Origin of the sequence: Streptomyces sp. NPDC057271, assembly GCF_042668715.1 — a bacterium.
Taxonomy (GTDB): domain Bacteria; phylum Actinomycetota; class Actinomycetes; order Streptomycetales; family Streptomycetaceae; genus Streptomyces.
The window spans coordinates 41,428-64,450 of sequence record NZ_JBHUYJ010000041.1; the positions used below are offsets into that span (position 1 = coordinate 41,428).

The 23,023-nt window shown below is 71.1% G+C and carries 25 protein-coding genes; 13 read left to right on the forward strand and 12 right to left on the reverse strand.

Features of this window, described 5'->3' with window-relative positions:
• Window positions 1-19: 19 nt before the first annotated feature.
• Together ACFUJR_RS20240 and hemL are read right to left on the reverse strand one after the other, a co-directional pair.
• Window positions 20-700, reverse strand: a complete 681-nt coding sequence (locus ACFUJR_RS20240; RefSeq protein WP_383166037.1) for a histidine phosphatase family protein — start codon at window positions 698-700, stop codon at window positions 20-22.
• The gene (gene hemL / locus ACFUJR_RS20245) at window positions 697-2,004 is read right to left on the reverse strand and encodes a glutamate-1-semialdehyde 2,1-aminomutase (RefSeq protein WP_383166040.1); all 1,308 of its coding nucleotides are present in this window, start codon (window positions 2,002-2,004) and stop codon (window positions 697-699) included. Before hemL ends, ACFUJR_RS20240 begins: the two co-directional genes overlap by 4 nt.
• A 257-nt stretch (window positions 2,005-2,261) precedes the next feature.
• On the opposite strand from hemL, the gene ACFUJR_RS20250 reads away from it, so the two are divergent.
• Together ACFUJR_RS20250 and ACFUJR_RS20255 are read left to right on the forward strand one after the other, a co-directional pair.
• Window positions 2,262-2,852 (forward strand): hypothetical protein, encoded by a 591-nt coding sequence (locus ACFUJR_RS20250; RefSeq protein ID WP_383166047.1) that lies wholly within the window; start codon window positions 2,262-2,264, stop codon window positions 2,850-2,852.
• A 553-nt stretch (window positions 2,853-3,405) separates the two neighbouring features.
• Complete coding sequence (locus ACFUJR_RS20255) at window positions 3,406-3,837, forward strand: MerR family transcriptional regulator (RefSeq protein WP_383166090.1); 432 nt, start codon at window positions 3,406-3,408, stop codon at window positions 3,835-3,837.
• Window positions 3,838-4,008: 171 nt separating this feature from the next.
• Here the strand turns inward: ACFUJR_RS20255 and ACFUJR_RS20260 are convergent, their stop codons facing one another.
• Window positions 4,009-4,905 (reverse strand): ABC transporter substrate-binding protein, encoded by an 897-nt coding sequence (locus tag ACFUJR_RS20260; RefSeq protein ID WP_383166050.1) that lies wholly within the window; start codon window positions 4,903-4,905, stop codon window positions 4,009-4,011.
• Between the two features lie 237 nt (window positions 4,906-5,142).
• Between ACFUJR_RS20260 and ACFUJR_RS20265 the strand changes: the two genes are divergently transcribed.
• On the forward strand, window positions 5,143-5,388 hold the full coding sequence (locus tag ACFUJR_RS20265) for a hypothetical protein (protein ID WP_383166053.1): 246 nt from the start codon (window positions 5,143-5,145) through the stop codon (window positions 5,386-5,388).
• A gap of 11 nt (window positions 5,389-5,399) precedes the next feature.
• On the opposite strand, the gene ACFUJR_RS20270 is transcribed toward ACFUJR_RS20265, so the two are convergent.
• Window positions 5,400-5,984 carry a TIGR03086 family metal-binding protein gene (locus tag ACFUJR_RS20270; protein ID WP_383166055.1) on the reverse strand — a complete coding sequence of 195 codons (585 nt, stop codon included), beginning with the start codon at window positions 5,982-5,984 and terminating at the stop codon, window positions 5,400-5,402.
• Between the two features lie 78 nt (window positions 5,985-6,062).
• Between ACFUJR_RS20270 and ACFUJR_RS20275 the strand changes: the two genes are divergently transcribed.
• Window positions 6,063-7,001, forward strand: a complete 939-nt coding sequence (locus tag ACFUJR_RS20275) for a DUF6597 domain-containing transcriptional factor (protein WP_383166058.1) — start codon at window positions 6,063-6,065, stop codon at window positions 6,999-7,001.
• Window positions 7,002-7,015: 14 nt separating this feature from the next.
• The gene (locus tag ACFUJR_RS20280) at window positions 7,016-7,576 is read left to right on the forward strand and encodes a GNAT family N-acetyltransferase (protein WP_383166061.1); all 561 of its coding nucleotides are present in this window, start codon (window positions 7,016-7,018) and stop codon (window positions 7,574-7,576) included.
• Here ACFUJR_RS20280 and ACFUJR_RS20285 read toward each other — a convergent pair.
• The gene (locus ACFUJR_RS20285; RefSeq protein ID WP_383166064.1) at window positions 7,573-8,022 is read right to left on the reverse strand and encodes a GNAT family N-acetyltransferase; all 450 of its coding nucleotides are present in this window, start codon (window positions 8,020-8,022) and stop codon (window positions 7,573-7,575) included. The two genes, ACFUJR_RS20280 and ACFUJR_RS20285, sit on opposite strands and share 4 nt — an antisense overlap.
• A gap of 166 nt (window positions 8,023-8,188) precedes the next feature.
• Between ACFUJR_RS20285 and ACFUJR_RS20290 the strand changes: the two genes are divergently transcribed.
• Window positions 8,189-8,926 (forward strand): Mut7-C RNAse domain-containing protein, encoded by a 738-nt coding sequence (locus tag ACFUJR_RS20290; protein WP_383166067.1) that lies wholly within the window; start codon window positions 8,189-8,191, stop codon window positions 8,924-8,926.
• Between the two features lie 48 nt (window positions 8,927-8,974).
• On the opposite strand, the gene ACFUJR_RS20295 is transcribed toward ACFUJR_RS20290, so the two are convergent.
• A complete protein-coding gene (locus ACFUJR_RS20295; protein ID WP_383166070.1) occupies window positions 8,975-9,151 on the reverse strand; it encodes a hypothetical protein in 177 nt (58 codons plus the stop codon).
• 36 nt (window positions 9,152-9,187) lie between these two features.
• The gene (locus ACFUJR_RS20300) at window positions 9,188-9,778 is read right to left on the reverse strand and encodes a TetR family transcriptional regulator (protein ID WP_383166073.1); all 591 of its coding nucleotides are present in this window, start codon (window positions 9,776-9,778) and stop codon (window positions 9,188-9,190) included.
• A 125-nt stretch (window positions 9,779-9,903) separates the two neighbouring features.
• Here ACFUJR_RS20300 and ACFUJR_RS20305 point away from each other — a divergent pair, with 125 nt between their 5' ends.
• On the forward strand, window positions 9,904-11,280 hold the full coding sequence (locus ACFUJR_RS20305; RefSeq protein WP_383166076.1) for an FAD-dependent monooxygenase: 1,377 nt from the start codon (window positions 9,904-9,906) through the stop codon (window positions 11,278-11,280).
• Between the two features lie 29 nt (window positions 11,281-11,309).
• Here ACFUJR_RS20305 and ACFUJR_RS20310 read toward each other — a convergent pair whose 3' ends face one another.
• Window positions 11,310-11,792, reverse strand: coding sequence for a hypothetical protein (locus tag ACFUJR_RS20310; RefSeq protein ID WP_383166078.1), 483 nt, complete (start codon window positions 11,790-11,792; stop codon window positions 11,310-11,312).
• Between the two features lie 75 nt (window positions 11,793-11,867).
• On the opposite strand from ACFUJR_RS20310, the gene ACFUJR_RS20315 reads away from it, so the two are divergent.
• Both ACFUJR_RS20315 and ACFUJR_RS20320 read left to right on the forward strand, forming a co-directional pair.
• On the forward strand, window positions 11,868-12,203 hold the full coding sequence (locus ACFUJR_RS20315) for a YnfA family protein (protein WP_383166081.1): 336 nt from the start codon (window positions 11,868-11,870) through the stop codon (window positions 12,201-12,203).
• A 61-nt stretch (window positions 12,204-12,264) separates the two neighbouring features.
• Window positions 12,265-13,029: an SDR family NAD(P)-dependent oxidoreductase gene (locus ACFUJR_RS20320; RefSeq protein WP_383166084.1), complete on the forward strand. Its 765-nt coding sequence runs from the start codon at window positions 12,265-12,267 to the stop codon at window positions 13,027-13,029.
• Window positions 13,030-13,136: 107 nt separating this feature from the next.
• Here the strand turns inward: ACFUJR_RS20320 and ACFUJR_RS20325 are convergent, their stop codons facing one another.
• Window positions 13,137-14,330, reverse strand: a complete 1,194-nt coding sequence (locus ACFUJR_RS20325) for an RtcB family protein (RefSeq protein ID WP_383181014.1) — start codon at window positions 14,328-14,330, stop codon at window positions 13,137-13,139.
• A gap of 162 nt (window positions 14,331-14,492) precedes the next feature.
• Between ACFUJR_RS20325 and ACFUJR_RS20330 the strand changes: the two genes are divergently transcribed.
• The 3 genes from ACFUJR_RS20330 to ACFUJR_RS20340 all read left to right on the forward strand — a co-directional run bounded on the left by ACFUJR_RS20330 (window position 14,493) and on the right by ACFUJR_RS20340 (window position 17,703).
• Window positions 14,493-15,353: a DUF3558 domain-containing protein gene (locus tag ACFUJR_RS20330; protein WP_383181017.1), complete on the forward strand. Its 861-nt coding sequence runs from the start codon at window positions 14,493-14,495 to the stop codon at window positions 15,351-15,353.
• Window positions 15,354-15,482: 129 nt separating this feature from the next.
• Entirely contained in the window at window positions 15,483-16,208 is a 726-nt protein-coding gene (locus ACFUJR_RS20335; protein ID WP_383181020.1) for a DUF3558 domain-containing protein, read from the forward strand.
• A gap of 139 nt (window positions 16,209-16,347) precedes the next feature.
• Window positions 16,348-17,703, forward strand: coding sequence for a DUF2637 domain-containing protein (locus ACFUJR_RS20340; RefSeq protein WP_383181023.1), 1,356 nt, complete (start codon window positions 16,348-16,350; stop codon window positions 17,701-17,703).
• 19 nt (window positions 17,704-17,722) lie between these two features.
• Here the strand turns inward: ACFUJR_RS20340 and ACFUJR_RS20345 are convergent, their stop codons facing one another.
• On the reverse strand, window positions 17,723-17,929 hold the full coding sequence (locus tag ACFUJR_RS20345) for a hypothetical protein (protein WP_383181026.1): 207 nt from the start codon (window positions 17,927-17,929) through the stop codon (window positions 17,723-17,725).
• Window positions 17,930-18,073: 144 nt separating this feature from the next.
• Window positions 18,074-19,798, reverse strand: a complete 1,725-nt coding sequence (gene lysS / locus ACFUJR_RS20350) for a lysine--tRNA ligase (RefSeq protein ID WP_383181035.1) — start codon at window positions 19,796-19,798, stop codon at window positions 18,074-18,076.
• Between the two features lie 197 nt (window positions 19,799-19,995).
• Here lysS and argS point away from each other — a divergent pair, with 197 nt between their 5' ends.
• Window positions 19,996-21,756: an arginine--tRNA ligase gene (argS, locus tag ACFUJR_RS20355; protein WP_383181032.1), complete on the forward strand. Its 1,761-nt coding sequence runs from the start codon at window positions 19,996-19,998 to the stop codon at window positions 21,754-21,756.
• 61 nt (window positions 21,757-21,817) lie between these two features.
• Here argS and ACFUJR_RS20360 read toward each other — a convergent pair.
• Window positions 21,818-23,023, reverse strand: a 1,206-nt coding sequence (locus ACFUJR_RS20360) for a transcriptional regulator (RefSeq protein ID WP_383450602.1), incomplete at its 5' end; no start/stop codon positions are given.

Below are 23,023 nucleotides of genomic sequence, written 5' to 3' on the forward strand. Positions count from 1 at the left end.
GACTTCCCCAGCGGAACGCTCACGCGCCGAAGGCCTTCGACTTCCCCTTGACCGGCTTCGCGCCCGCGAGCAGGTGCGCGGGCACGAGGTCACGCGCCGGCTCGCTGTACCCGACCGAGACGATCTTGTCGCCCTGGTACGTGAACGAGGTCAGCGAGGCCAGCGTGCACTGTCGCCGCCGCGGGTCGTGCCACAGCCGGCGCTTCTCCACGAAGCTCCGCACGATCCAGATCGGCAGCTGGTGGCTGACGCAGACCGCCTCGTGCCCCCGCGCCGCGTTCTTCGCCGCGTCCAGCGCGCCCATCATCCGTACGACCTGCTCGACGTACGGCTCGCCCCAGGACGGCTTGAACGGGTTGGTGAGGTGCTTCCAGTTGCCCGGCTTGCGCAGCGCGCCGTCGCCGACACCGAAGGTCTTGCCCTCGAATACGTTGCCCGCCTCGATCAGCCGCTCGTCCGTGGCCAGGTCCAGGCCGTGGCCCTTGGCGACGGGCTGCGCCGTCTCCTGCGCGCGCTCCAGCGGGGACGACACGACGTACGTGACGTCCCGGTCGGCCAGGTGCTCGGCGACCCGGTCGGCCATCTGCCGGCCCAGCTCGGAGAGGTGGTAGCCGGAGCGGCGGCCGTAGAGGACTCCGTCGGGGTTGTGCACCTCGCCGTGGCGCACCAGGTGGACGACCGTGATGTCGGAGGCGCTCATGCCGTGGCCTCCGCGGCGGCGCGGGCGGCGGCGGGCAGCGCGGCGGCGATCCGCTCGATCGCGCGCTCGTCGTGCGCCGTCGAGACGAACCACGACTCGAAGGCGGACGGCGGCAGGTAGACCCCGTCGGCGAGCATCGAGTGGAAGAACGCGTTGAAGCGGAACGCCTCCTGCGTCTTCGCGTCGTCGTAGTTCCGGACCTCGTCGGCCGTGAAGAAGACGGAGAACATGTTGGAGGCGGTCTGCAGCCGGTGCGCCACACCCTCCTTGGTGAGCGCGCCGGTGACGAGCTCCTGGATCTCCTTCGAGACGGCGTCGACCTTGGCGTACGCGGCGTCGTCGAGCAGGCGCAGCTGCGCGAGGCCCGCGGCGGTGGCGATCGGGTTACCGGAGAGGGTGCCCGCCTGGTAGACCGGGCCGGCCGGCGCGAGGTGCCCCATGACGTCGGCGCGGCCGCCGAAGGCCGCGGCCGGGAAGCCGCCGCCCATGACCTTGCCGAACGTCATCAGGTCGGGCTTCACCCCGTCGACGCCGTACCAGCCGGCGCGGGAGGTCCGGAAGCCGGTCATGACCTCGTCGGAGATGTACAGCGCGCCGTTCTCGGAGCAGAGCTGCTTCAGGCCTGCGTTGAAGCCGTCCAGCGGCGGGACGACGCCCATGTTGCCGGGCGAGGCCTCGGTGATCACGCAGGCGATCTCACCCGGGTGCGCGGCGAACGCGGCCCGGACCGCCTCCAGGTCGTTGTACGGCAGGACGATGGTGTCCCCCGCCTGCGCGCCGGTCACGCCGGGCGTGTCGGGCAGGCCGAAGGTGGCGACACCCGAGCCGGCGGCGGCCAGCAGCGCGTCCACGTGCCCGTGGTAGCAGCCGGCGAACTTCACGACCTTCGCCCGGCCGGTGAAGCCTCGGGCGAGCCGGATCGCGGACATCGTGGCTTCCGTACCGGAGGAAACCAGCCGAACCTGCTCGACGGGCTCGATCCGGGCGACGATCTCCTCGGCGAGGGCGACCTCGCCCTCGCCGGGCGTGCCGAAAGAGGTGCCGCGGGCGACGGCGGCCTGCACCGCCGCGATGACCTCGGGGTGAGCATGGCCGAGAATCATCGGCCCCCATGAGCAGACGAGGTCGACGTACTCCCGGCCGTCCGCGTCGGTGAGGTACGGGCCGGTACCGGACACCATGAACCGGGGCGTTCCGCCCACGGCCCGGAAGGCGCGCACCGGTGAGTTCACGCCGCCGGGCGTCACGAGGGACGCGCGGTCGAAAAGCGTCTGTGAGACTGGGGCTTCGTATGAATACGGCACTGTGGTCCTGACCTGCGAGTACGGCTGCGAGTACTACGGTATGGGCGTGAGCACCCCGCAAATTACGCCGGGGCGTCGATCCCCGGCGTCTGCGAAACTGGGGCGTCATAGGGATGGCTCACGGAATCCATGGTGTCAGAGGGCCGGACGTTCTTGCGGACAGGTGTTTCACCGCGAGAGCGTGGGGGAGGTCACTGTCACGATGATCGGGTTGCACGGCGGGGGTCGTGTTGCCTAAAAAGCAGTCGGGTGGAGATATGCATCGCGGTGGCGGACTGGGCGAGGGGACGGACGATCTGGGTCCCGAGCCTGCCCGGCGGGGGAGGCACCGGCGACGGCGTACGGAAGAGCCCACGCAATCAACAGGACCCACGGGGTCCTCGGAACCCACGACGGGGGGCGGCGGCCGGTTGGGGGTGACCTACAAGTACTTCGGCGCGCCGGACGGCGCGACGGCGGCCCGCGTCCCGATCTCGATGCGCCCGGAGGAGCTGGGCGGCGACGAGCTGGGCATGGGTGGCATGTTCAGCAAGATCAAGCCCGAGACGATAGCCGCGATGGTCCTCACGGGCATCCAGGGCATGCCCCTGTACAAGGTGCCCCCGCTGGAACTGGTGGTCCTCCACCCCGACTACGCCGTGGTGAAGCTGCCCATGACCGTGGTCGACCCGCTGCGCGGCATCGGCGAGGAGTCGGTCGGCGCGGCGGCCTTCATCTGGTCCACGGTCCCGGACCGCGGCGGCCCGCGCGACGCGTTCAACGTCTACCAACTGCTCCACGAGTGGCAGGACTTCTCGCACCGTCTGCACGAGGCGGGTCACCAGCCGTACTGCCTGGTCTGGCCGTAGGGGACGGTTCCTTCCGGCTCCTGGCCGCGCTTCCCGACTCCTGGCCGCGCTTCCCGACTCCTCCCGGCTCCTGGCCGCGCTTCCCGGCTCCTCCCGGCTCCGCCCGCGGGCCGTGGGGTCGGTTCTCCCGCTCGCGGGCCGCGGCGGCCTTCGCGCGCTCGGCGGCCGGCTCACGGGCGGAGCCGAGCCGGTACGGGACGTCGACGACGACGCCGTTCTTCATGAACAGCAACCGCGCCTTGAGCCGCAGCGCGCTCTGGTTGTGCAGCGGCTGCTCCCACCAGTGCCCCACCCCGTACCGCTCCGTCGTCCAGCCGGTCCTCCGGGACAGGGCCCGCAGGCTCGGCGCGTGCAGAAGATCGGCAGTGCGAGCCGCTTGGGCAACAGGGTCTCGCCGAGCCGGCCGCTGTCCAAAGGCCGCCCCACCGGCAGGCGTTTCGCCGCACTTCCAGCTCGCATAAGTGCTGAAGTTAGGACAAATGCCTATGTAGCGCGCGAAAGTCGCGCGGGAAGGACGGGCACCGTGAGCAGAGTGCGCATCGTCGGCGAACCCATGCAGATCGGCGAGGTCGCCGCCCGGACGGAACTGTCCCTGCGGACCATCCGCCAGTACGAGGACAGTGGTCTCGTCGTCCCCTCCGCCTCGTCCCAGGGCGGCTTCCCGCTCTACACGGACGCCGACGTCGACCGGCTGATGGTGATCCGCCGGATGAAGCCGCTGGGCTTCACGATCGACGAGACCCGCGACCTCCTCTCGGCGACGGACCGCCTCGCCGACCCGCGCCTCTCCCCCGCCGAACGGTCCACTCTGGTCGCCCGGGTACGCCGCTACGAACGGGCGGCCGCCGCGCGCGTCGCGGAACTCCGCTCCCAGCTGTCGCGCGTGGAGGAGTTCGCGAACTCCCTGCGCGCGAAGCTGGGCGAGAGCGTCGGGGGTGGCGAGAGCGGTGGGAGCGGCCGGGTCGGCGAGGGCGTCGGCGGATAGGTGCCCGTAGGACGGGAGCGTCGGCGGATCGGTGACCGTAGGACGGGAGCGTCGGCGGATCGGTGCCCGTACGGCAGGAGCGCCGGCGGATCGGTGACCGTAGGACGGGAGCGCCGGCGGATCGGTGACCCTACGGCAGGAGCGCCGGCGGATCGGTGACCGTACGGGGACCTAGCGCAGAAGGGCCTGCGCGATGCCCTCGAAGAAGCGGGCGTAGGCCGCCGGGCTCGGTGGAGTCTCCGGATTCCACGGCGCCACGCGCGCGTGACCCACGGGCGGGAACACCTCGGGCCCCATGGCGTTGGCGCGACTGTCGAAGAGCACGAGGTCCGGGCGGAGCGCCGCGGCGTGCTCCCAGTCGGCCGTGAGCCAGTTGGCGCCGGGTCCGGGGCCGGGATCGACCACCCGGACGCCCAGCTCCCGGAGCCGTGCGAGCTCGGGCCAGGCCTGTGGCCGGGCCAGATGGACCTGGTCGGGACCGGCGCCGGAGAGCGCGAGCACGGTGACGTCCGTCCGGGCGGCGGCGTCACGCAGGGCCGCCTCGGCGGGGGCCACGGGGTCGGCGGACGCGCCTGCCGCTGCGCCGGGGGAAGCCACACCGGGGGAAGCCACACCAGGGGAAGCCACACCAGGGGAAGCCACGCCGAGGGACGACGCCAGCTCACGGAAGCGCCCGATGATCGCCGCCAACGGCAGCTCGTTGCCCACGGAGATCGCGGCCAGCGGCACCCCGAGCCGTTCGGCGACACCCTCGTCCAGCGCGTACGCGCTCTTCCCGTCGTACGTGACGTCGACGATCAGCTCGGGGCCGAGGCTCCGCAGCCGCGCCTCGTCCAGGGCGCGCCCAGGCCCCAGGTAGGGCACCCCGGCCGCCGCCAGCTCTCCCGCCTTGACCGGATCGAGGCCCTCGCCGTCATGGCCCGAGCCGTACACCGCGACGGGCGGCAGCCCCAGGTCGAGCAGGGCCGCCCCCGCCCGCACATAGGCCACCACCCGCTCCGGCCCCCGCACGGCACCCAGCGCCGTGCCCCTGTCGTCGGTGAACCCCCACACCTTCATGTCCGGCATGCGGCTGCTCCCTCCCCGGCCGAAACCTGACTGCCCCGCCACACTGAAGCGGTTCACCGACCCGCACAAGAGGGCCTCCCGGCAGGGCTTCGGTCCCGGGCCCCCTGCCGGAAAGCCCCCATCGTGGTGTTAACTGAACAGGTCGGGAGGAAGCCGCAGTAATTGTCAGCGCCGTGCGCACGCGCCCCCTGCCAGGGCACGCCCCCCCGTACCGGCCCTCGCTCCCCGGAGTCAGCCATGTCGTCCTTGCCCGGCCAGTTCTCTGACCCCCGTGTGATCACCCTCGTCGGACTCCTCGCCGTCTCCACCACGGTCTGGGTGGCGCTGGGCCTGCGCGCCCGTGCTCGCCGTGCGCGGGCCGAAGCGCCGCTGGAGCGGGTCTGGCACCCCCAGGAGACCGTGCCGCTCACCCACGCCGAGGAGCAGGCCTTCGGGCAGGTCGTCTCGCACCTCTCGGTGGGCTCCCCGGACCGCCTGCGATAGGCACGGATACCTCAGGCCGCCGCCCGGTCGCGCGGGTTCCGCCCGGTCGCCGCGAGGAGCCGCTCGAAGGCGGAGGCACTCTCCGGAACCTCCACGGCCTCGCCGAAGACGTTCATCTTCCGGGCCGTCGGAGCCAGCTGCTCCACCGTTCCCGCCAGGCTCTCCACGACGGCCGGATCCGGCTCGAAGGTCTGTCCGGCTGCCTGGGCGAGGTCCCAGACGTGGACGGTCAGATCGAGCAGCGCCATGGATCCGACGGTACGGGCCGGCAGTCCCATCGTCCCCGAGGTCCCCTCCTCAGCGCCGGGCGCGGCCCAGGCCTCGACGAGCTTCGCCGTCTCGGCCTCGAAGCGTGCGCGCCAGTCGGCATCGCCCAGGTAGTCCGGGGCCGTGGAGAAGTCGGCGGGCTGCTTGGCGGCCAGCGCCTGGAAGTTCACGACGACGTGGAAGAGGTGGTTGAGCAGGGCCCGTACGTCGTACTCGGAGCACGGCGTGGGCGCGCTGAGGCTGTCGTCGGCGATACCGCGCACCACGGGGGCGGCGTGGGCGGCGGCGGTACCCAGCAGCTCGCTGAGGGGTCGCATACGGTTCGTCATGTCATGACGCTAGGTGATCCTCCCGTCGGAGTCTTGAAGAAACACGACAGCGCCAGGTCGGTGCCTAGGCTGAGTGGCATGACGCCCTCCCGTGGCCCGCGCCGTGACACCCGCGGAATCGTCGACGCGGCGGAACTCCTCACCCGCGTCCGGTTCCGCCGCCACGAGCCGGCGCCGGAGCTGCGCCCGTACCTGGAGCACTACTGGTTCATCGACTGGGCCCTGTCCGAGCCGTACGCGAGCCATGTCGTTCCGCATCCGTCCGTGAACGTCGTCTTCCAGCGCTACGACGACGTGGGCGGGATCGAGGGCGAGGACGCGGGCGGGATCTCAGGCGAGGGGGCGAGCGGAATCGCAGGCCCGGGCGCGGGCGGAATCGAGGGCGCGGGCGAGGGCGGCGTGTCGTTCGCCGAGGTCGCCGGGATAGGGCTCGAACTCTTCACGAAGAAGCTCACGGGCGTCGGCCGGGTCTGCGGCGTGCAGTTCCGGCCGGGCGGCTTCCGGCCGTTCGCCCCCGCGTGGCCGGTGTCGGAGTGGACGGGCCGCCGCGTCCCGCTCGGCGAGGTGTTCGCGGACGCCGACGCCCCCGCCGTGCACGCCGTACTCGCCCCGGAGGCCGAGCACGCGCGCGTGGCGGCGCTCGACGCCTTCCTGCTCGCCCGCGGCCCCGCGCCCGAGCCACAGGCCGCGCATGCCATGGCGCTGGTGGATCGGGTGCGTACGGACCGGACGATCCGGCGCGCGTCCGAACTGGCCGGTATGGCGGGGCTGTCGAACCGGTCGCTCCAGCGGCTGTTCGCGAACTACGTGGGCGTCGGGCCGAAGTGGGTCATCCTGCGGTACCGCATCCACGAGGCCCTGGAGCGCGCCGAGGCGACGGAGGCCGGGAGCTCCCCCGACTGGGCCGCCCTGGCGGCCGAGCTCGGCTACAGCGACCAGGCCCATCTCGTACGGGACTTCACGGCGACGGTCGGGGTACCGCCCACCGCGTACGCCCGCCGGGTGTCAGACCCCTGACCTACAGTGCGGGCATGGAAGCCGACGCCCCGCTCTCCTCCCCCGCCTCGCCCTCCCCGGCCGCCTCGCCCGTGCGTCTCGAGCCCTGGTCCGAGGGCGACTTCGGTCTGTTGACCGCCATGAACGCGCCCGAGCTGATGGAGCATCTCGGCGGCCCGGAAACCGACGACGCGCTCCTCGGACGGCATCGGCGCTATGTGGGCCTGAGCGCCGAGCGGACGAGCGCGGGCCGGATGTACCGGATCGTGCTGATCCCCGAGGAGGTCGCGGTCGGCGGTATCGGATTCTGGGAGCAGGCCGAGGACGGCGAGCCGGTCTACGAGACGGGCTGGACGGTGCTCCCGGGGTACCAGGGCCGGGGCGTCGCGACGGCTGCCACGCGTCTGGTCGCCGAGCTGGCGCGCGCCGAACGCACGCACCGCTTCCTGCACGCCTTCCCCTCGACGGACAACGGACCGTCGAACGCGGTCTGCCGCAAGGTGGGCTTCGAGCTGCTCGGCGCGCGTGACCTTGAGTACCCGCCCGGCCGTCCGATGCGCTGCAACGACTGGCGCCTGGATCTGGAGGCTCTCTAGTTCTCCGGGCTGTCCGCGTCCAGGGCCTTGGTGAAGTGGAAGGCCACGATGTCGAGGCGCTCGCGCAGGTAGAAGCGGTGGGCTCCGGTGCGGTGGGTGCCGGAGTCGAGGTTGAGCTCGTGGCAGCCGGCCTTCCGGGCGTGCTGCTCCAGGTGGGTCAGGAGCGCGTGGCCGACGCCGGTGGAGCGCTCGGTGGCGGCGGTGACCAGGTCGTCGACGTAGAGCTGCCGGATCGAGCTGGTGTTGTCGATGATCCGCCAGCCGGCGGCACCCACGCAGAGACCGTCCTCGGAGTAGGCGGCGCTGAAACGCAGCCCCTGGGGGCGGCCGTTGCGGTGGACCTCGCGGAAGAGCTCCGGCGTGAGGTGCGGGCGGAGCTCGCGCAGGACGGGGAGCAGGTCGGCTTCCAGGCGCGAGTCACCGGGCTCAAGGTCGATGATCTTCATGGCGGGACCGTATCCCAGGAACCGGCGCCCCCTGCCGACCGGACCGGAGCCGCTCGACTTCACCGAGCAGCCGACCGTACTCGCCGAGGCGACAGGCCGCCCGGCAGGGCCGTCCCCGGACCGAATTCCCTGGCCGTCCAGTGGGCGGCGGTGACATCCTGTCCCCGTGAACGGACCGGAGATCCAGATCAGTTTCGCCCCCGGACTGCGCCTCTTCGTCTCGGCGGAACGGCGCTCGGGGCGCACGGCCGTGGCCACCGACGGCGCCTCGACGCTCGGCCATGTCGTGGAGTCGCTCGGCGTGCCGCTGACCGAGACCGGCCGGCTGCTGGTGGACGGGCGTCCGGTGGAGGTGTCCCACATCCCCGCCACGGGCGAGACGATCGAGGTCGAGGGAGTCGAGCGGCCCCAGCAGGTGCCCGGCGCCCCGCTGCGGCTCCTCCTCGACGTCCATCTGGGCACGCTCGCCCGACGGTTGCGTCTCCTCGGGGTCGACGCGGCGTACGAGAGCGAGGACATCGGCGACCCGGCGCTCGCGGCGCTCTCCGCGAAGGAGCGGCGCGTGATGCTCTCCCGGGACCGTGGGCTGCTGCGCCGCCGGGAGCTGTGGGCCGGCGCGTATGTGTACAGCGACCAGCCCGACGACCAGCTCCGTGACGTACTGGAGCGGTTCGCGCCGCCCCTGAGGCCGTGGACCCGCTGCACCGCATGCAACGGACCGCTGACCGACGCCGACAAGGACTCGGTGCGCGAGCGCCTGGAGCAGGGCACGGAGAAGACGTACGACGTCTTCGCGCGATGCACGGAGTGCGAGCGGGTGTACTGGCGCGGCGCCCACCACGCCCGCCTGGAGGCGATCGTCACCGACGCCCTGAGGGAGTTCGGCGGCGCGGCCGCGCGCTGACCGAAGGCGTACCAGGGGGTCGGCGGCCGGCCGTTCGGGTCGCGACGATCAGTCGAGTTCCCCCTCGCGCAGCCGCTCGACCTGGACGGCGCCGAGTTCGACGGTCCGTCGCATATGGGCGATGAGCAGGGCGACTGCGGCATCGCTGTACGCGTCGGACACGGTGCCCCAGGCCGCGTTGAGCCCGCGCCAGAACGCGCCCGGCCCCGCCGTGCGTTCCGGCACCGTGGTGACGAGACTCCAGGTCCCGAGGCTCCGGGTCTACGGCTCCGAAGTCCGGGACTGCGGGGCCTCCGGCGCCGGGGCCGTCAGGTATCTCTGCACGGTCGGCCCGAGCCAGGCGACGATCTCGTCCTGGGACATCTCGACCGCGGGCGGCAGCCGCAGCACGAAGCGGGCGAGCGCCATGCCGAGAATCTGCGAGGCGACGAGCGCGGCGCGGCGCGGCGCCTCGGCGGGATCGGGGCAGACGCCGAGGGCGATGGGGCCGAGCTGCCCGGCGAAGATCGCCTGCATCCGCTCGGCGCCCGCGGTGTTCGTGACGCCGACCCTCAGCAGCCCGGTGAGCACGTCGTCGCGCTCCCAGCGTTCGAGGAAGTGCCTGACCAGGACCGCGCCGATGTGCCGGGACGGGAGGGCGCCGAGCTGGGGGAGGTCCAGTTCGATCTCGGACGCCGCGGCGAACAGCCCCTCCTTGCTGCCGTAGTAGCGCATCACCATCGAGGGATCGATTCCCGCGTCGCGGGCGATGGCCCGGATGGTGGCGCGCTCGTAGCCGTCGGAGGCGAATCGTTCGCGGGCGGCTTCGAGGATCGCGGCGCGGGTGGCGTCGGAGCGACGTGCGGTCATCATGTCAACAACTGTAGGCCAACAGGCGTTGACATGCCAGGGCGGCCGGGCCTACATTTACCAACAAGCGTTGACCAACAGTTGTTGGCAAACAATCGTGGGCACCACTGTCGAGTCAGGAGTGAACCATGAACCACCTGGACACGGACGTCCTCGTCGCCGGCTCCGGCCCCACCGGAATGCTGCTCGCCGGCGACCTCGCCGCCGCGGGCCTCCGCGTCACGGTGATCGAGCGCCGCCCGCACGGCATCAGCAACATGACCCGCGCTTTCGGGGTGCACGCCCGCACCCTGGAGCAGCTCGACGCCCGGGGCCTCGCGGACGAACTGATCGCCACCGGTTCCCCCATCACCGAGCTGAAGCTCTTCCGCCGCCTCTCCCTCGACCTCACCCGTCTCCGCTCGCGCTTCCCGTACCTCCTCATCACGCCCCAGTACCAGGTCGAGCGGCTCCTCGAAAGGCGCGCGCTGTCCACAGGCGTGGACTTCCTGTACGGAACGGAACTGCGCGGACTGAGCCAGGACGCCGACCACGTCACCGCCGAACTCACCGGCCCCGACGGCACCACCACCGTCCGCGCCCGCTATCTCGTCGGCGCCGACGGCGTGCGCAGCACCGTGCGGACCGCCCTCGGCCTGCCCTTCCCCGGCGAATCGGTGATCCGCTCCATCGTCCTCGCCGACGTCCGTCTCGCCGAGAAGCCCGAAGGGATGCTCACGGTCAACGGAGTCGGGGACGCCTTCGCCTTCATCGCCCCCTTCGGCGACGGCTGGTACCGCGTCATGGGATGGAACCGCGACCGCGAGGTCCCCGACGGCGAGCCCCTCGACCTCGACGAGGTCCGCGAGATCGCCCGCCGCGCACTCGGCACCGACTACGGCATGCACGACGCCCGCTGGCTCTCCCGCTTCCACAGCGACGAACGCCAGGCCCCGGCCTACCGCGTAGGACGCGTCTTCCTCGCCGGAGACGCCGCCCATGTCCACTCACCCGCCGGCGGCCAGGGCATGAACACCGGCCTCCAGGACGCCGCCAACCTCTCCTGGAAGCTCACGGCGGTCCTGCGCGGCGACGCCCCCGACCCCGAGGCCCTGCTCGACAGCTACCAGTCCGAGCGCCACCCCGTCGGCGCCTCGGTGCTCCGCAGCAGCGGCGCCATCATCCGGCTCGCCATGGCCCGCGGCCCGATCCGGCGCGCCCTGCGCGCTCTCGCCGCGCACCTCCTCAACCACGTCCCGGCAGCCTCCTCCAGGGCGATGGGCATGATCAGCGGGATCGGCATCTCCTACGGCCGCAACACCCGGCGCGTCCCCGACCTGAAGCTGCGCGAGGGAAGGCTCTACGAGCTGCTGCGCGAAGGAGAGTTCGTCCTGATCGCCCCCGAGGGCGGCACACCCGCCCTGCCGGCCGCCCCCACGACACCGGCCCGGCTCATACGGGCGACCTGGGCCGACCCCGCCCGCCGCACGACGCTCCTCGTCCGCCCCGACGGCTACACCTTCTGACGATGCGGCCGCAGCGGGCGGAGGAGGGATCAGAAGACGTACGGGTCGCCGGTGGCCAGGACCAGGACGTGATGGCGGTCGTTCAGAGCGTTCCCGTCGGCGACCCCGTCGGACCAGAGCGTCGCGATGTCGACCATCACCTCGTCCGGGGAGTCCGCCGTCCGCAGATCGAGCACCAGCTCCTCGACCGCTCCGGCGGCACGCAGCTCGCCGGTACGACAGACCACGACTCGCTCACTCGCCCACAGACAGGACGGAGGAAGCTCCTGCCCACCCGCCATCGGCTCGGAGAAGGCCAGTCGCACCGTCGCCTGGGACACGTCCGACGGGCCGTGGTTCTCGCTGACCAGCCGGACGGCCATCCGTCCCTCCCACAAGGACAGGTGGCCGTGATGGGCCAGATCGGCCTCGGCCTCCGCCTCGACCCCGACGGCACGGGCTCCCTCGCCCGTACCGACCGCCACCGCGGCCGCCAGCACCACACCGAGCAGGACCCTGCGCATCGCACTCATGCCCAGAAGATACCGATAACACCGCATATATTCTGATCACCCGTCAGTCAGCGTGTCCCGTGGCACCCTGACCCCATGCTCATCGCCCGGTCCGCCGCCCTCTTCGCCGTCGCCGCCCTCTTCGAGATCGGCGGCGCATGGCTCATCTGGCAAGGAGTCCGCGAGCACCGCGGCTGGCTCTGGATCGGCGCCGGCATCGCCGCCCTCGGCATCTACGGCTTCGTCGCCACCCTCCAGCCCGACGCCGAGTTCGGCCGCATCCTCGCCGCCTACGGCGGAGTGTTCGTCGCCGGCTCCCTCGCCTGGGGCATGGTCGCCGACGGCTACCGCCCCGACCGCTGGGACATCACCGGAGCCCTCGTCTGCCTGGCCGGCATGGCCGTGATCATGTACGCCCCCCGCGGCCGCTGAAGCCCGGACCTATCCTGACCACGCGATCGACACAATCGACCACACGCGCGAGGAGCACGTCATGACTGCCGCCGGTACCCCCATCGCCGTCGTCACCGGAGCGAGCAGCGGAATCGGCGCGGCCACCGCCAGGCAGCTCGCCGCCGCCGGCTACCGCGTGGTCCTCACCGCCCGCCGCAAGGACCGCATCGAGGCGCTGGCGGCCGAGATCGTCGACGCCGGCCACCAGGCCACCGCCTACGCCCTCGACGTCACCGACCGCGACGCCGTGCAGACCTTCGCGACCGCCTTCCGCACCATCGCCGTCCTCGTCAACAACGCCGGCGGCGCCCTCGGCGCCGACCCCGTCTCCAGCGGCAACCCCGACGACTGGCGTCAGATGTACGAGGTCAACGTCATCGGCACCCTCAACGTCACCCAGGCGCTGCTCCCCGCCCTCACCGAGAGCGGGGACGGCACGGTCGTCGTCCTCTCCTCCACCGCCGGACACGCCACCTACGAGGGCGGCGCCGGCTACGTCGCCGCCAAGAACGGCGCCCGCGTCCTCGCCGAGACCCTCCGCCTGGAGATCGTCGGCACCCCGGTCCGCGTCATCGAGATCGCCCCCGGCATGGTCAAGACGGACGAGTTCGCCACCACCCGCTTCCGCGGCGACACCGAGAAGGCCTCCAAGGTCTACGCCGGCGTGGCCGAGCCCCTCACCGCCGACGATGTCGCCGACACCATCACCTGGGCCTGCACCCGCCCCTCCCACGTCAACATCGACCTCCTGGTCGTCCGCCCCCGCGCCCAGGCCTCCAACACCAAGGTCCACCGCGAGCTGTGAGCGACCGGCCGCGGCCGGGGAAGCGGACGCGGAGGGGGCCGGTGCCCGGCACCGGCCCCCTCCCTCCCCGCTTCGACCTCCGCGCTTCGACCTCCGCCCCACGGGCATCAGCCCTTCACACAGATGACCTGCTTCAGCTTCGCGACCACCTCGACCAGGTCCCGCTGCTGGTCGATGACCTTCTCGATCGGCTTGTACGCACCCGGGATCTCGTCCACGACGCCGGAGTCCTTACGGCACTCCACGCCCCGCGTCTGCTCCTCCAGGTCCCGTGTCGAGAAGCGCCGCTTCGCCGCGCTCCGGCTCATCCTCCGGCCGGCACCGTGCGAGGCCGAGTTGAAGGACGCCTCGTTGCCGAGCCCCTTCACGATGTACGAGCCGGTGCCCATGGAGCCCGGGATGATCCCGAAGTCGCCGGAGCCGGCCCGGATCGCTCCCTTACGGGTGACGAGCAGGTCCATCCCCTCGTACCGCTCCTCCGCCACGTAGTTGTGGTGGCAGGAGATCACCGGGTCGAAGGTCACCTTCGCCTTGCGGAACTCCCGGCGGACGACCTCCTGGAAGAGGGCCATCATGATCGCGCGGTTGTACTTCGCGTACTCCTGCGCCCAGAACAGGTCGTTCCGGTAGGCCGCCATCTGCGGGGTGTCCGCCACGAAGACCGCCAGGTCACGGTCGACGAGCCCCTGGTTGTGGGGCAGCTTCCGCGCCTCGCCGATGTGGTACTCGGCGAGTTCCTTGCCGATGTTCCGCGACCCGGAGTGCAGCATCAACCAAACAGAGCCGGTCGAATCAAGGCAAAATTCGACAAAGTGATTACCACTACCCAGCGTTCCCATCTGCTTCTGGGCACGCTCATGACGGAACTTGACCGATTCCGCGATCCCGTCGAACCGCGACCAGAAGTCGGCCCAGCCCGCCGTCGGGAACTGGAAGAGCCGCGAGGGGTCCACCTCGTCGCGGTGCATCCCCCGCCCCACCGGAATCGCCTGCTCGATCTTCGACCGCAGCCGCGACAGATCCCCCGGCAGGTCGTTCGCCGTCAGCGACGTCCTGACCGCCGACATCCCGCAGCCGATGTCCACGCCCACCGCAGCCGGACAGACCGCCCCCTGCATCGCGATGACCGAGCCGACGGTCGCACCCTTGCCGTAATGCACGTCCGGCATCACGGCCAGGCCCTTGATCCACGGCAGCGTGGCCACGTTCTGGAGCTGCTGCATCGCGCCGCCCTCGACCGTGGAAGGATCGGTCCACATCCGGATGGGCACGTTCGCGCCCGGCACCTCTACATACGACATACTTCCTCGATTCCCCCAAAAAGCCTGATAACGCAAAAACCGGAGCCAAGGCCCGTACAGGTGACAACGGACCGGCATCAACAGCCGCGCGTGCGATAGACATTGTGTCCATCGGCCGGTATTCGGCGGCAAACAGTTTTCGGGAGAAGGGAGCCTGGGAGCGTGCAGCGACAGGCGTACGTACCCGGTCTGGCAGCGCTCGCCGCAGCGCTCGTCCTCGGACTCACCGGATGCTCCTCCGGAAGCGGATCCGGAACCGGCGCCGTCGACTCCAAGGCCGGCCCCGCCGCAGACGCCGCGCCCCCCGGCCGCTACCGCACCCTCTTCGAGCCCTGCGGCGCCGTCCCGCAGAACACGCTCCGCGACCTGCTGCCCGGGGCCACCCAGCTCCCCGACGAGGAGCGGAACGCGGTGTACCGCGGCGCCGCCGCCGTCACGTACGACACCGACCGCCGCGTCGGCTGCAGCTGGAAGGCCGACACTCCGGACGCGATGCACCGGCTGCGGCTCGACATCGAGCGGGTCGTGTCGTACGACCCCGCCGTGAGCGACGACGACCGCGCACAGGAGGTGTTCTCCCGCAAGCAACTGGTGGCCGACCTCCCCCAGCCGACGCAGTCGCCCCAGTCGCCCCAGCCGACGCAGCCCACGCAGAGCCCCGCAAGCCCCTCCGGCGACGCCGGCGGCAGTCCGGGCACGAACCCCACGACGAGCGGCGCGCAGCCCACGGCCTCGGGCACCCAGTCCCCGCAGCAGACCCCCACGACCACCCCGACGACCGGTCTGGAACCGCGCGTCCTGCAGGGCCTCGGCCAGGTCGCCTTCCTCGACGACACGCTCAGCGCCGGCGGCGCGAACGGCCGGCACCGCACCGTGAGCGTGGTGTTCCGCACATCCAACGTGGTCGTGACGGTCGAGTACGTGGAGCAGACCACCGGCTCCGCGGAGGCCCCCGACAGCCGGGAACTGCAGGAAAAGGCCATGACCCTGGCCCGTCTGCTCGCCGAGCGTCTGGAGGAGTAGCGGTCCCGTCCCGCCCGGCGACCCTGCGGCGACCAGTCCGCGACCGCGCCGGGACCACGTAACGTGTCGGCGTACCGTGGCCGCCGGCCGGACCGTGACCGGACCGTACGACAAGCGACTGAAGGAACCATGCACCGATCAGCCCCGCGACTCACCCGCATACTCGCCTGCGCAGCCGTTCCGGTGATGCTCGTCGTCGCCGGCTGCTCCTCGGACTCCGACAGCGGTTCGGGTACGCCCGACAAGGGCAAGGGTTCGGCCTCCTCCGCCCCCAGCAGCCCGCAGACGACGAAGGCGCCCGAGCCCGCGAAGTTCGCGAAGCTGCCCGAGGTGTGCAAGTCGATCTCCGCGAAGACGACCGGGAGCCTGGTACCGAAGGCCAAGGCGAAGAACGGTACGGCGGCCGCGTCGAGCGACACGGCTAGCCGTGGCGGCTGCTCGTGGAACGGCCTCGACGACAAGGGCGTCAAGGGCTCGCAGTACCGCTGGCTCGACGTCTCCTTCTACCGCTACGAGTCGGACGCCTCCCTGGGCAGCGGCGAGAAGCGCGCCCAGGGGAACTTCGCCAAGGAACTCGCCAAGGTCCAGGCGACCGAGGGCGCGAAGAAGCTGAAGACCTCGGACGCGGCCGGTCTCGGGGACGAGGCCAAGGCCGTCACGTACGAAATCCGCAAGACGGGCGAGGACTTCACGTACGCCTCGGTCGTGGCGCGTACCGGCAACGTGCTGGTGCTGCTCACGTACAACGGTGCGGGGTACGCCGGGGCCGACGCCCCCTCCGAGAAGACGATCCTGGCCGGTGCGGTGACGGCGTCGAAGGAGGCCGTCGCGGCGGTCGCGGCGGCGAACAAGTAGCCCACGCGGGCCACGGGCGTCGCGTACACCCGTATTTGCGCATGTTTTCGAGGAGCCTGTCCCTCCCCCGGGGGTCGGGCTCCTCGCACGTGTGCCACGCTGTGCCCGCGAGATGTGGATTGACGGGAGGGGATCGCGGGTGGCCGCGGTGCAGCTGACACGCACGCACAAGATACTGATCGGTGTGGTGATCGCCGGTGCGGTGGTCATCGCCGGTATCGGTTTCGCGGGTTCGTACGCCGCTGTGCGTGAGCTCGCCGTGGAGAAGGGCTTCGGCACCTTCTCGTACTTCTTCCCGATCGGTATCGACGCCGGTATCTGTGTGCTCCTGGCACTGGACCTGCTGCTGACCTGGATCCGGATCCCGTTCCCGCTGCTGCGCCAGACGGCGTGGGTGCTGACGGCCGCGACGATCGCGTTCAACGGCGCGGCCGCATGGCCGGACCCGCTGGGTGTCGGCATGCACGCCGTGATCCCGGTGCTGTTCGTGGTCTCGGTGGAGGCGGCGCGGCACGCGGTCGGCCGCATCGCCGACATCACCGCCGACAAGCACATGGAGGGCGTGCGGATCACGCGGTGGCTGCTGTCGCCGATACCGACGTTCCGGCTGTGGCGGCGGATGAAGCTGTGGGAGCTGCGCTCGTACGAGCAGGTGATCAAGCTGGAACAGGACCGGCTGATCTACCAGGCCCGGCTGCAGGCGCGCTTCGGTCGCGCGTGGCGGCGGAAGGCGCCGGTGGAGGCGCTGATGCCGCTGCGGCTGGCGAAGTACGGCGTGCCCCTCGCCGAAACGGCCCCGGCGGGCCTCGCGGCAGCGGGCGTGGAACCGATGCTGCTCCCTCCACAGCCCGTACTCGCGGAGGCGGTACCGGTCCAGGTGACTCCCGGCGCCCCGTCGGCCCCCCAGCTTCAGCAGGGCCGGCAGCCGGCCCCCCAGGCTCCGCAGGGGCTTCAGGGCCCGCAGGGTTCCCAAGGGCCGCAGGGTCCGGACGAGCAGGGCCAGCCGACCCACGACAGTCCGTGGTTCGCCGCGCAGCCGCTGCCTCCCGAGGCGTACGCGGGTGCGTACGTCCCGATGTACGCGGAGGGCGAGGAGCCGCCGCCGGCGGGAACGCCTGACTCCGCGGGCGTGCCGATCCCGAGCCCGCGCCAGGAACAGATCCCGCACCCGGAAGCAGTTCAGGGCCAGGGACCGGTCCAGGGCCACGGCCAGGCCCAGGGCCGGCTCCAAGGCCCGGCTCCGGAGCAGTTCGACGAGTTCGCCGAGTACGCCGACCCCGAACCGCTCGTGGAGGAGTTCGCCGAGGCGGCGTACAAGGCGATGTGGGACTACGTCGAGGAGCGGCAGGACTTCCCGAACGCAGAGCAGCTCGACATATGGCTGAGCGACATGTACGGCGTCCAGCACCCGCGCAGCGCCTCGATCCTGCGTGAGCTGACGCCGCAGCTGCGGCACCGCATCGAGCAGGAGATGGCGGAGAACCACATCCCTTAGCCGCCTGCGGGCCGGGGGCTCAGGCCTTGGCCCGCTTCTTCGCCGTCTCGCCCCACAGGGCGAGCGTGACGCCGACGACGGCGAGGGCGAGGTACCCGGCGGTGGGGATGTCCCACCATTTCTGGAGCAGCCCCCAGGGCTCGTCGCCGAAGATCTGCCCGCCTGCGCCGAGTCCGCCCTGTACGAGGGTGATCCATCCGATGACTGCGATGACGTCGTTCTTCATGCCTCCACGGTCTCCCGCACGGCACCCGATCTCGTCGTGCCCACGTCGGAACCCCGCCTAGTCCGAAGTGTGGAGAGATCCGCGACGGGACCGGGCACGGCGAAGGGCCGCCACCCGGTGGCGGCCCTTCGCGCTCTCGTACGGTTATGCGCCGAGCAGCTTGCGCACCCGGTCGGCGCCGACCGCGAGCAACAGCGTCGGCAGGCGCGGCCCCGTCTCGCGGCTGACGAGCAGCTGGTAGAGCAGGGCGAAGAAGGCGCGCTGCGCGACCTTCAGCTCCGGGGTCGGCTTGGCCTCGGGGTCGAGACCGGCCATGACCTTCGGGACGCCGTAGACGAGCGTGGTCAGTCCGTCCAGGGACCAGTGCGTGTCCAGGCCCTCCAGGAGGAGGCGCAGGGACTCGCGGCCCTGGTCGTCGAGGGATCCGAGGAGCTCGGCGTCCGGCTCGTCGCGGACGATCGTGCGCTGGTCGGCCGGAACCTGGGTGGTGATCCAGTTCTCGGCGCGGTCCAGGCGCGGTCGGACCTCGTCCAGGCTGGTGACCGGCGTCTCCGGGTCCAGCTCGGTCAGGATCCGCAGAGTCTGCTCGTCGTGGCCCGCGGTGATGTCCATGACCGAGGCCAGCGTGCGGTACGGCAGCGGGCGCGGCGTGCGCGGCAGCTCACCGGCGGCCGTGCGTGCGGCACGCGCGTGCGCGGCCGCGTCCGCCGGCAGCACCGAGCCGTCGGCGACCTTGGCCTCCAGCTTGTCCCACTCGTCGTAGAGCCGCTGGATCTCCTGGTCGAAGGCGATCTTGAAGGACTGGTTGGGCTTGCGGCGCGCGTACAGCCAGCGCAGCAGCGGCGCCTCCATGATCTTCAGCGCGTCCGCCGGGGTGGGCACGCCACCGCGCGAGGAGGACATCTTGGCCATGCCGCTGATGCCGACGAAGGCGTACATGGGGCCGATCGGCTGGACGCCGCCGAAGATCTGGCGCACGATCTGGCCGCCGACGACGAACGACGAGCCGGGCGAGGAGTGGTCCACGCCCGAGGGCTCGAAGATCACGCCTTCGTACGCCCAGCGCATGGGCCAGTCGACCTTCCAGACCAGCTTGCCGCGGTTGAACTCGCTCAGCTTGACGGTCTCGGAGAAGCCGCACGCCGTGCAGGTGTAGGCCAGCTCGGTGGTCTCGTCGTCGTACGAGGTGACGGTCGTCAGGTCCTTCTCGCACCGCCCGCAGTACGGCTTGTACGGGAAGTAGCCACCGGCACCGCCGGAGCCGTCGTCCTCTGCGGCCGCGCCCGAGCCCTCCTCGGCCTCCAGCTCCGCCTCGTCGACCGGCTTCTGCGACTGCTTCTTCGGCGCCTTCTTCGTCCGGTACTGGTCGAGGATGGCGTCGATGTCACCGCGGTGCTTCATCGCGTGCAGGATCTGCTCGCGGTACGTGCCCGCCGTGTACTGCTCCGTCTGGCTGATCGGGTCGTACTCGACACCCAGCTCGGCGAGCGACTCGACCATGGCGGCCTTGAAGTGCTCCGCCCAGTTCGCGTACGGCGAACCGGCCGGGGCCGGGACGGAGGTCAGCGGCTTGCCGATGTGCTCGGCCCAGGACTCGTCCACGCCCGCGACGCCGTTCGGCACCTTGCGGTAGCGGTCGTAGTCGTCCCAGGAGATGAGGTGACGGACCTCGTGCCCGCGGCGGCGGATCTCGTCGGCGACCAGGTGCGGGGTCATGACCTCGCGGAGGTTGCCCAGGTGGATCGGGCCGGAGGGGGAGAGTCCGGAGGCGACGACGACCGGTTTGCCAGGCGCACGTCGCTCCGACTCGGCGATGACCTCGTCCGCGAAACGGGAGACCCAGTCGGTCTCGGTGCTGCTCTGAGCCACGGTCGGTACGTCCTTCTTCCTTGGTCCCTCGAAAGCCTTGCAGCCTTACGTCAGTCATTCTCCCAGACGGAACAGCCCGCTCCGAGGTTGTCCACAGCCCTGAGGTTGTCCACAGGGGAGAAAACACGTTGCCCGCCCATGGGACACTTGACAAGCGATAAAGCCCACCACCGAACCACCGACAGGAACGGAAGCTCATGGCCTCGGTCCCTTCCCTCGCTTCGACCGTGCAGCAGCGTCTCGCGGAAGGTCTCTCGGCAGCCCTGCCGGAGGCCGGTTCCGCCGACCCGCTGCTGCGACGAAGCGACCGGGCCGACTTCCAGGCCAACGGCATCCTGGCCCTCGCCAAGCAGCTCAAGGGCAATCCGCGTGAGCTGGCGACGAAGGTCGTCGACGGCATCCCGGCGAACGACGTGCTGAAGGAGATCGAGGTCTCGGGCCCCGGCTTCCTGAACATCACGGTCACCGACGAGGCGATCATCAGGACCCTCGCCGCGCGCGCCGCCGACGACCGCCTCGGCGTGCCGTTCGCGGAGGACGCGGGCACGACGGTGATCGACTACGCCCAGCCGAACGTGGCCAAGGAGATGCACGTCGGCCACCTCCGCTCCGCCGTGATCGGCGCCGCGATGGTCGAGATCCTGGAGTTCACGGGCGAGAAGGTGGTCCGCCGCCACCACATCGGCGACTGGGGCACCCAGTTCGGCATGCTCATCCAGTACCTGGAGGAGCACCCGCACGAGCTGGATCACAGGGACGCCCAGGTGTCCGGCGAAGAGGCGATGTCGAACCTCGACCGGCTCTACAAGGCCGCGCGCAAGTTCTTCGACTCCGACGAGGAGTTCAAGACGCGGGCGCGTCGCCGGGTGGTCGACCTCCAGGCCGGGGACCCGCAGACGCTCGCCATGTGGCAGAAGTTCGTCGACGAGTCGAAGATCTACTTCTTCTCCGTCTTCGAGAAGCTGGACATGGACATCCGCGACCCCGACATCGTCGGCGAGTCCGGGTACAACGACATGCTGGCCGAGACCTGCCGGATCCTGGAGGATTCCGGTGTCGCGGTCCGTTCCGACGGCGCGCTCTGTGTCTTCTTCGACAACATCAAGGGCCCGGACGGCAACCCGACGCCGCTGATCGTCCAGAAGTCCGACGGCGGTTTCGGCTACGCGGCGACGGACCTGTCGGCGATCCGGGACCGGGTGCAGAACCTGAAGGCGACGACCCTGCTGTACGTGGTCGACGCCCGGCAGTCCCTGCACTTCCGGATGGTCTTCGAGACCGCCCGCCGGGCCGGCTGGCTGAACGAGGACGTGAAGGCCGTCCAGCTCGCCTTCGGCACGGTGCTCGGCAAGGACGGGAAGCCGTTCAAGACCCGTGAGGGCGAGACGGTCCGGCTGGTGGACCTGCTGGACGAGGCGATCGACCGGGCCGCGTCCGTGGTCCGCGAGAAGGCGCGCGACCTGACCGAGGACGAGATCGCCGAGCGGGGTGCCCAGGTGGGCATCGGCGCGGTGAAGTACGCGGACCTGTCGACCTCGGCGGCGCGGGACTACAAGTTCGACCTGGACCAGATGGTGTCGCTGAACGGCGACACGTCGGTGTACCTCCAGTACGCGTACGCGCGTATCGGGTCGATCTTCGGCAAGGCCGGCGACCGCACCCCGCTCGCCCACCCCGAGCTGGAGCTGGCCCCGGCGGAGCGTGCGCTCGGCCTGCACCTGGACCAGTTCGGCGAGACGGTGGCCGAGGCGGCCGCCGAGTACGCCCCGCACAAGCTCGCCGCGTACCTGTACCAGCTGGCGTCGCTGTACACGACGTTCTACGACCAGTGCCCGGTCATCAAGCCCGAGCCGCCGCAGGAGGTCGCGGAGAATCGTCTGTTCATCTGCGCCCTCACGGCCCGGACGCTCCACCAGGGCATGGCCCTGCTGGGCATCCGGACGCCCGAGCGCCTCTGACGACGCGCCGCTGTGCGACGAAGGCCCCGGCACCGTATCCGTACGGTGCCGGGGCCTTCACTCACTCCAGCAGGGCCCACTCGTCCGTGTCGTACTGGTAGCCGTAGGGCTTCTCGCCCTCCATCGCGCTGGTCCTGAAGGGCTTGCCGCCGTCGTCGACGACGACCTTGCCGTGCTGCTCGCCGTCGCTCCATTCCAGCTCCAGGTACCACGTCACGACATGCCCCTCGGTGTGCACGTCGAGATTGAAGACCTGCGGGTCACTCGTGGACACCTTGAACGGGAAGTCCTTGGCGGGCACCGTCCGGTCGCCGTCCTGGCCCGCGATGGGTCTGGCGGACGGATGGGCCGCGTCGAGGTCGATGTCGAAGGTCTGGGGTGTGACACCGCCACCGCACCCCTCGCCCATGGAGTAGACCGCCCGGGCGAGGGGCTCGCCGCGCTCCACCACCCGTACGTGGAGGCCGGTGATGACCACGGCGGCGTCGGTACGGCCGGTGGCGGTGAGTTCCAGGTACATGTGCCCGGCGTCGACCCCGTCGAACGACGCGGCCCAGCGGCGGGACTGCTCCGGCATCGGCGGCGGCGGAACCTGCTCGGGCCGACGGTCGAGCAGGTAGTACTGCCCGCAGGGGCCGGTCCAGTTGTACGAGCTGACGCCGGCGCGCACAGGCGTTCCGGTCGTCTTGCCGCCCGCCGTCGAGGTGCCCTTCGCGCGGCTCGGAGCCGCGGACGCGCCCGAGGACGTGGCGGAGGCGGGGCTCGTGGAGGCGGACGGGGGCGGGGTGGACGGCGAGCCGCTCGGGGAGACGCTCACACCGGGCGCCTCGGAGGGACCGGCCGCGGCGCGCCCGCCCCTGTTTCCGTCGCCGGTGGGCTCTACGGAATCCGACCGTGCGATGCCGTACGCGACGGGCACGGCGAGCGCGACGACGGCGACCGCCGCGAGCGCGATCCGCAGGCGCTTGCGGGACCGGGGGGTGGTCGTGGAGGGCGCTCTCACGGTGACGAGGGTCTCGGCCGCCTCCTTCTCGGGCTCGACGGCCGCCGGCGCGGCCACGACGGGCTCGACAGGCTGCACCGGGTCAACACGCTCGACAGGCTCGACAGGCTCCAGCGGCGCAACGGGTTCGGCAGGCTCGACGCACTCCACCGCGGCGGTCGGTGCGGTCGTCGCGGTCGGTGCGGTCGTCGCAGCCGCAGCCGCAGCGACCGCGGCGTCGACCGCAACGTCGTCCGTCGCCTCGCCGGTCGCCTCGGCCTGCGA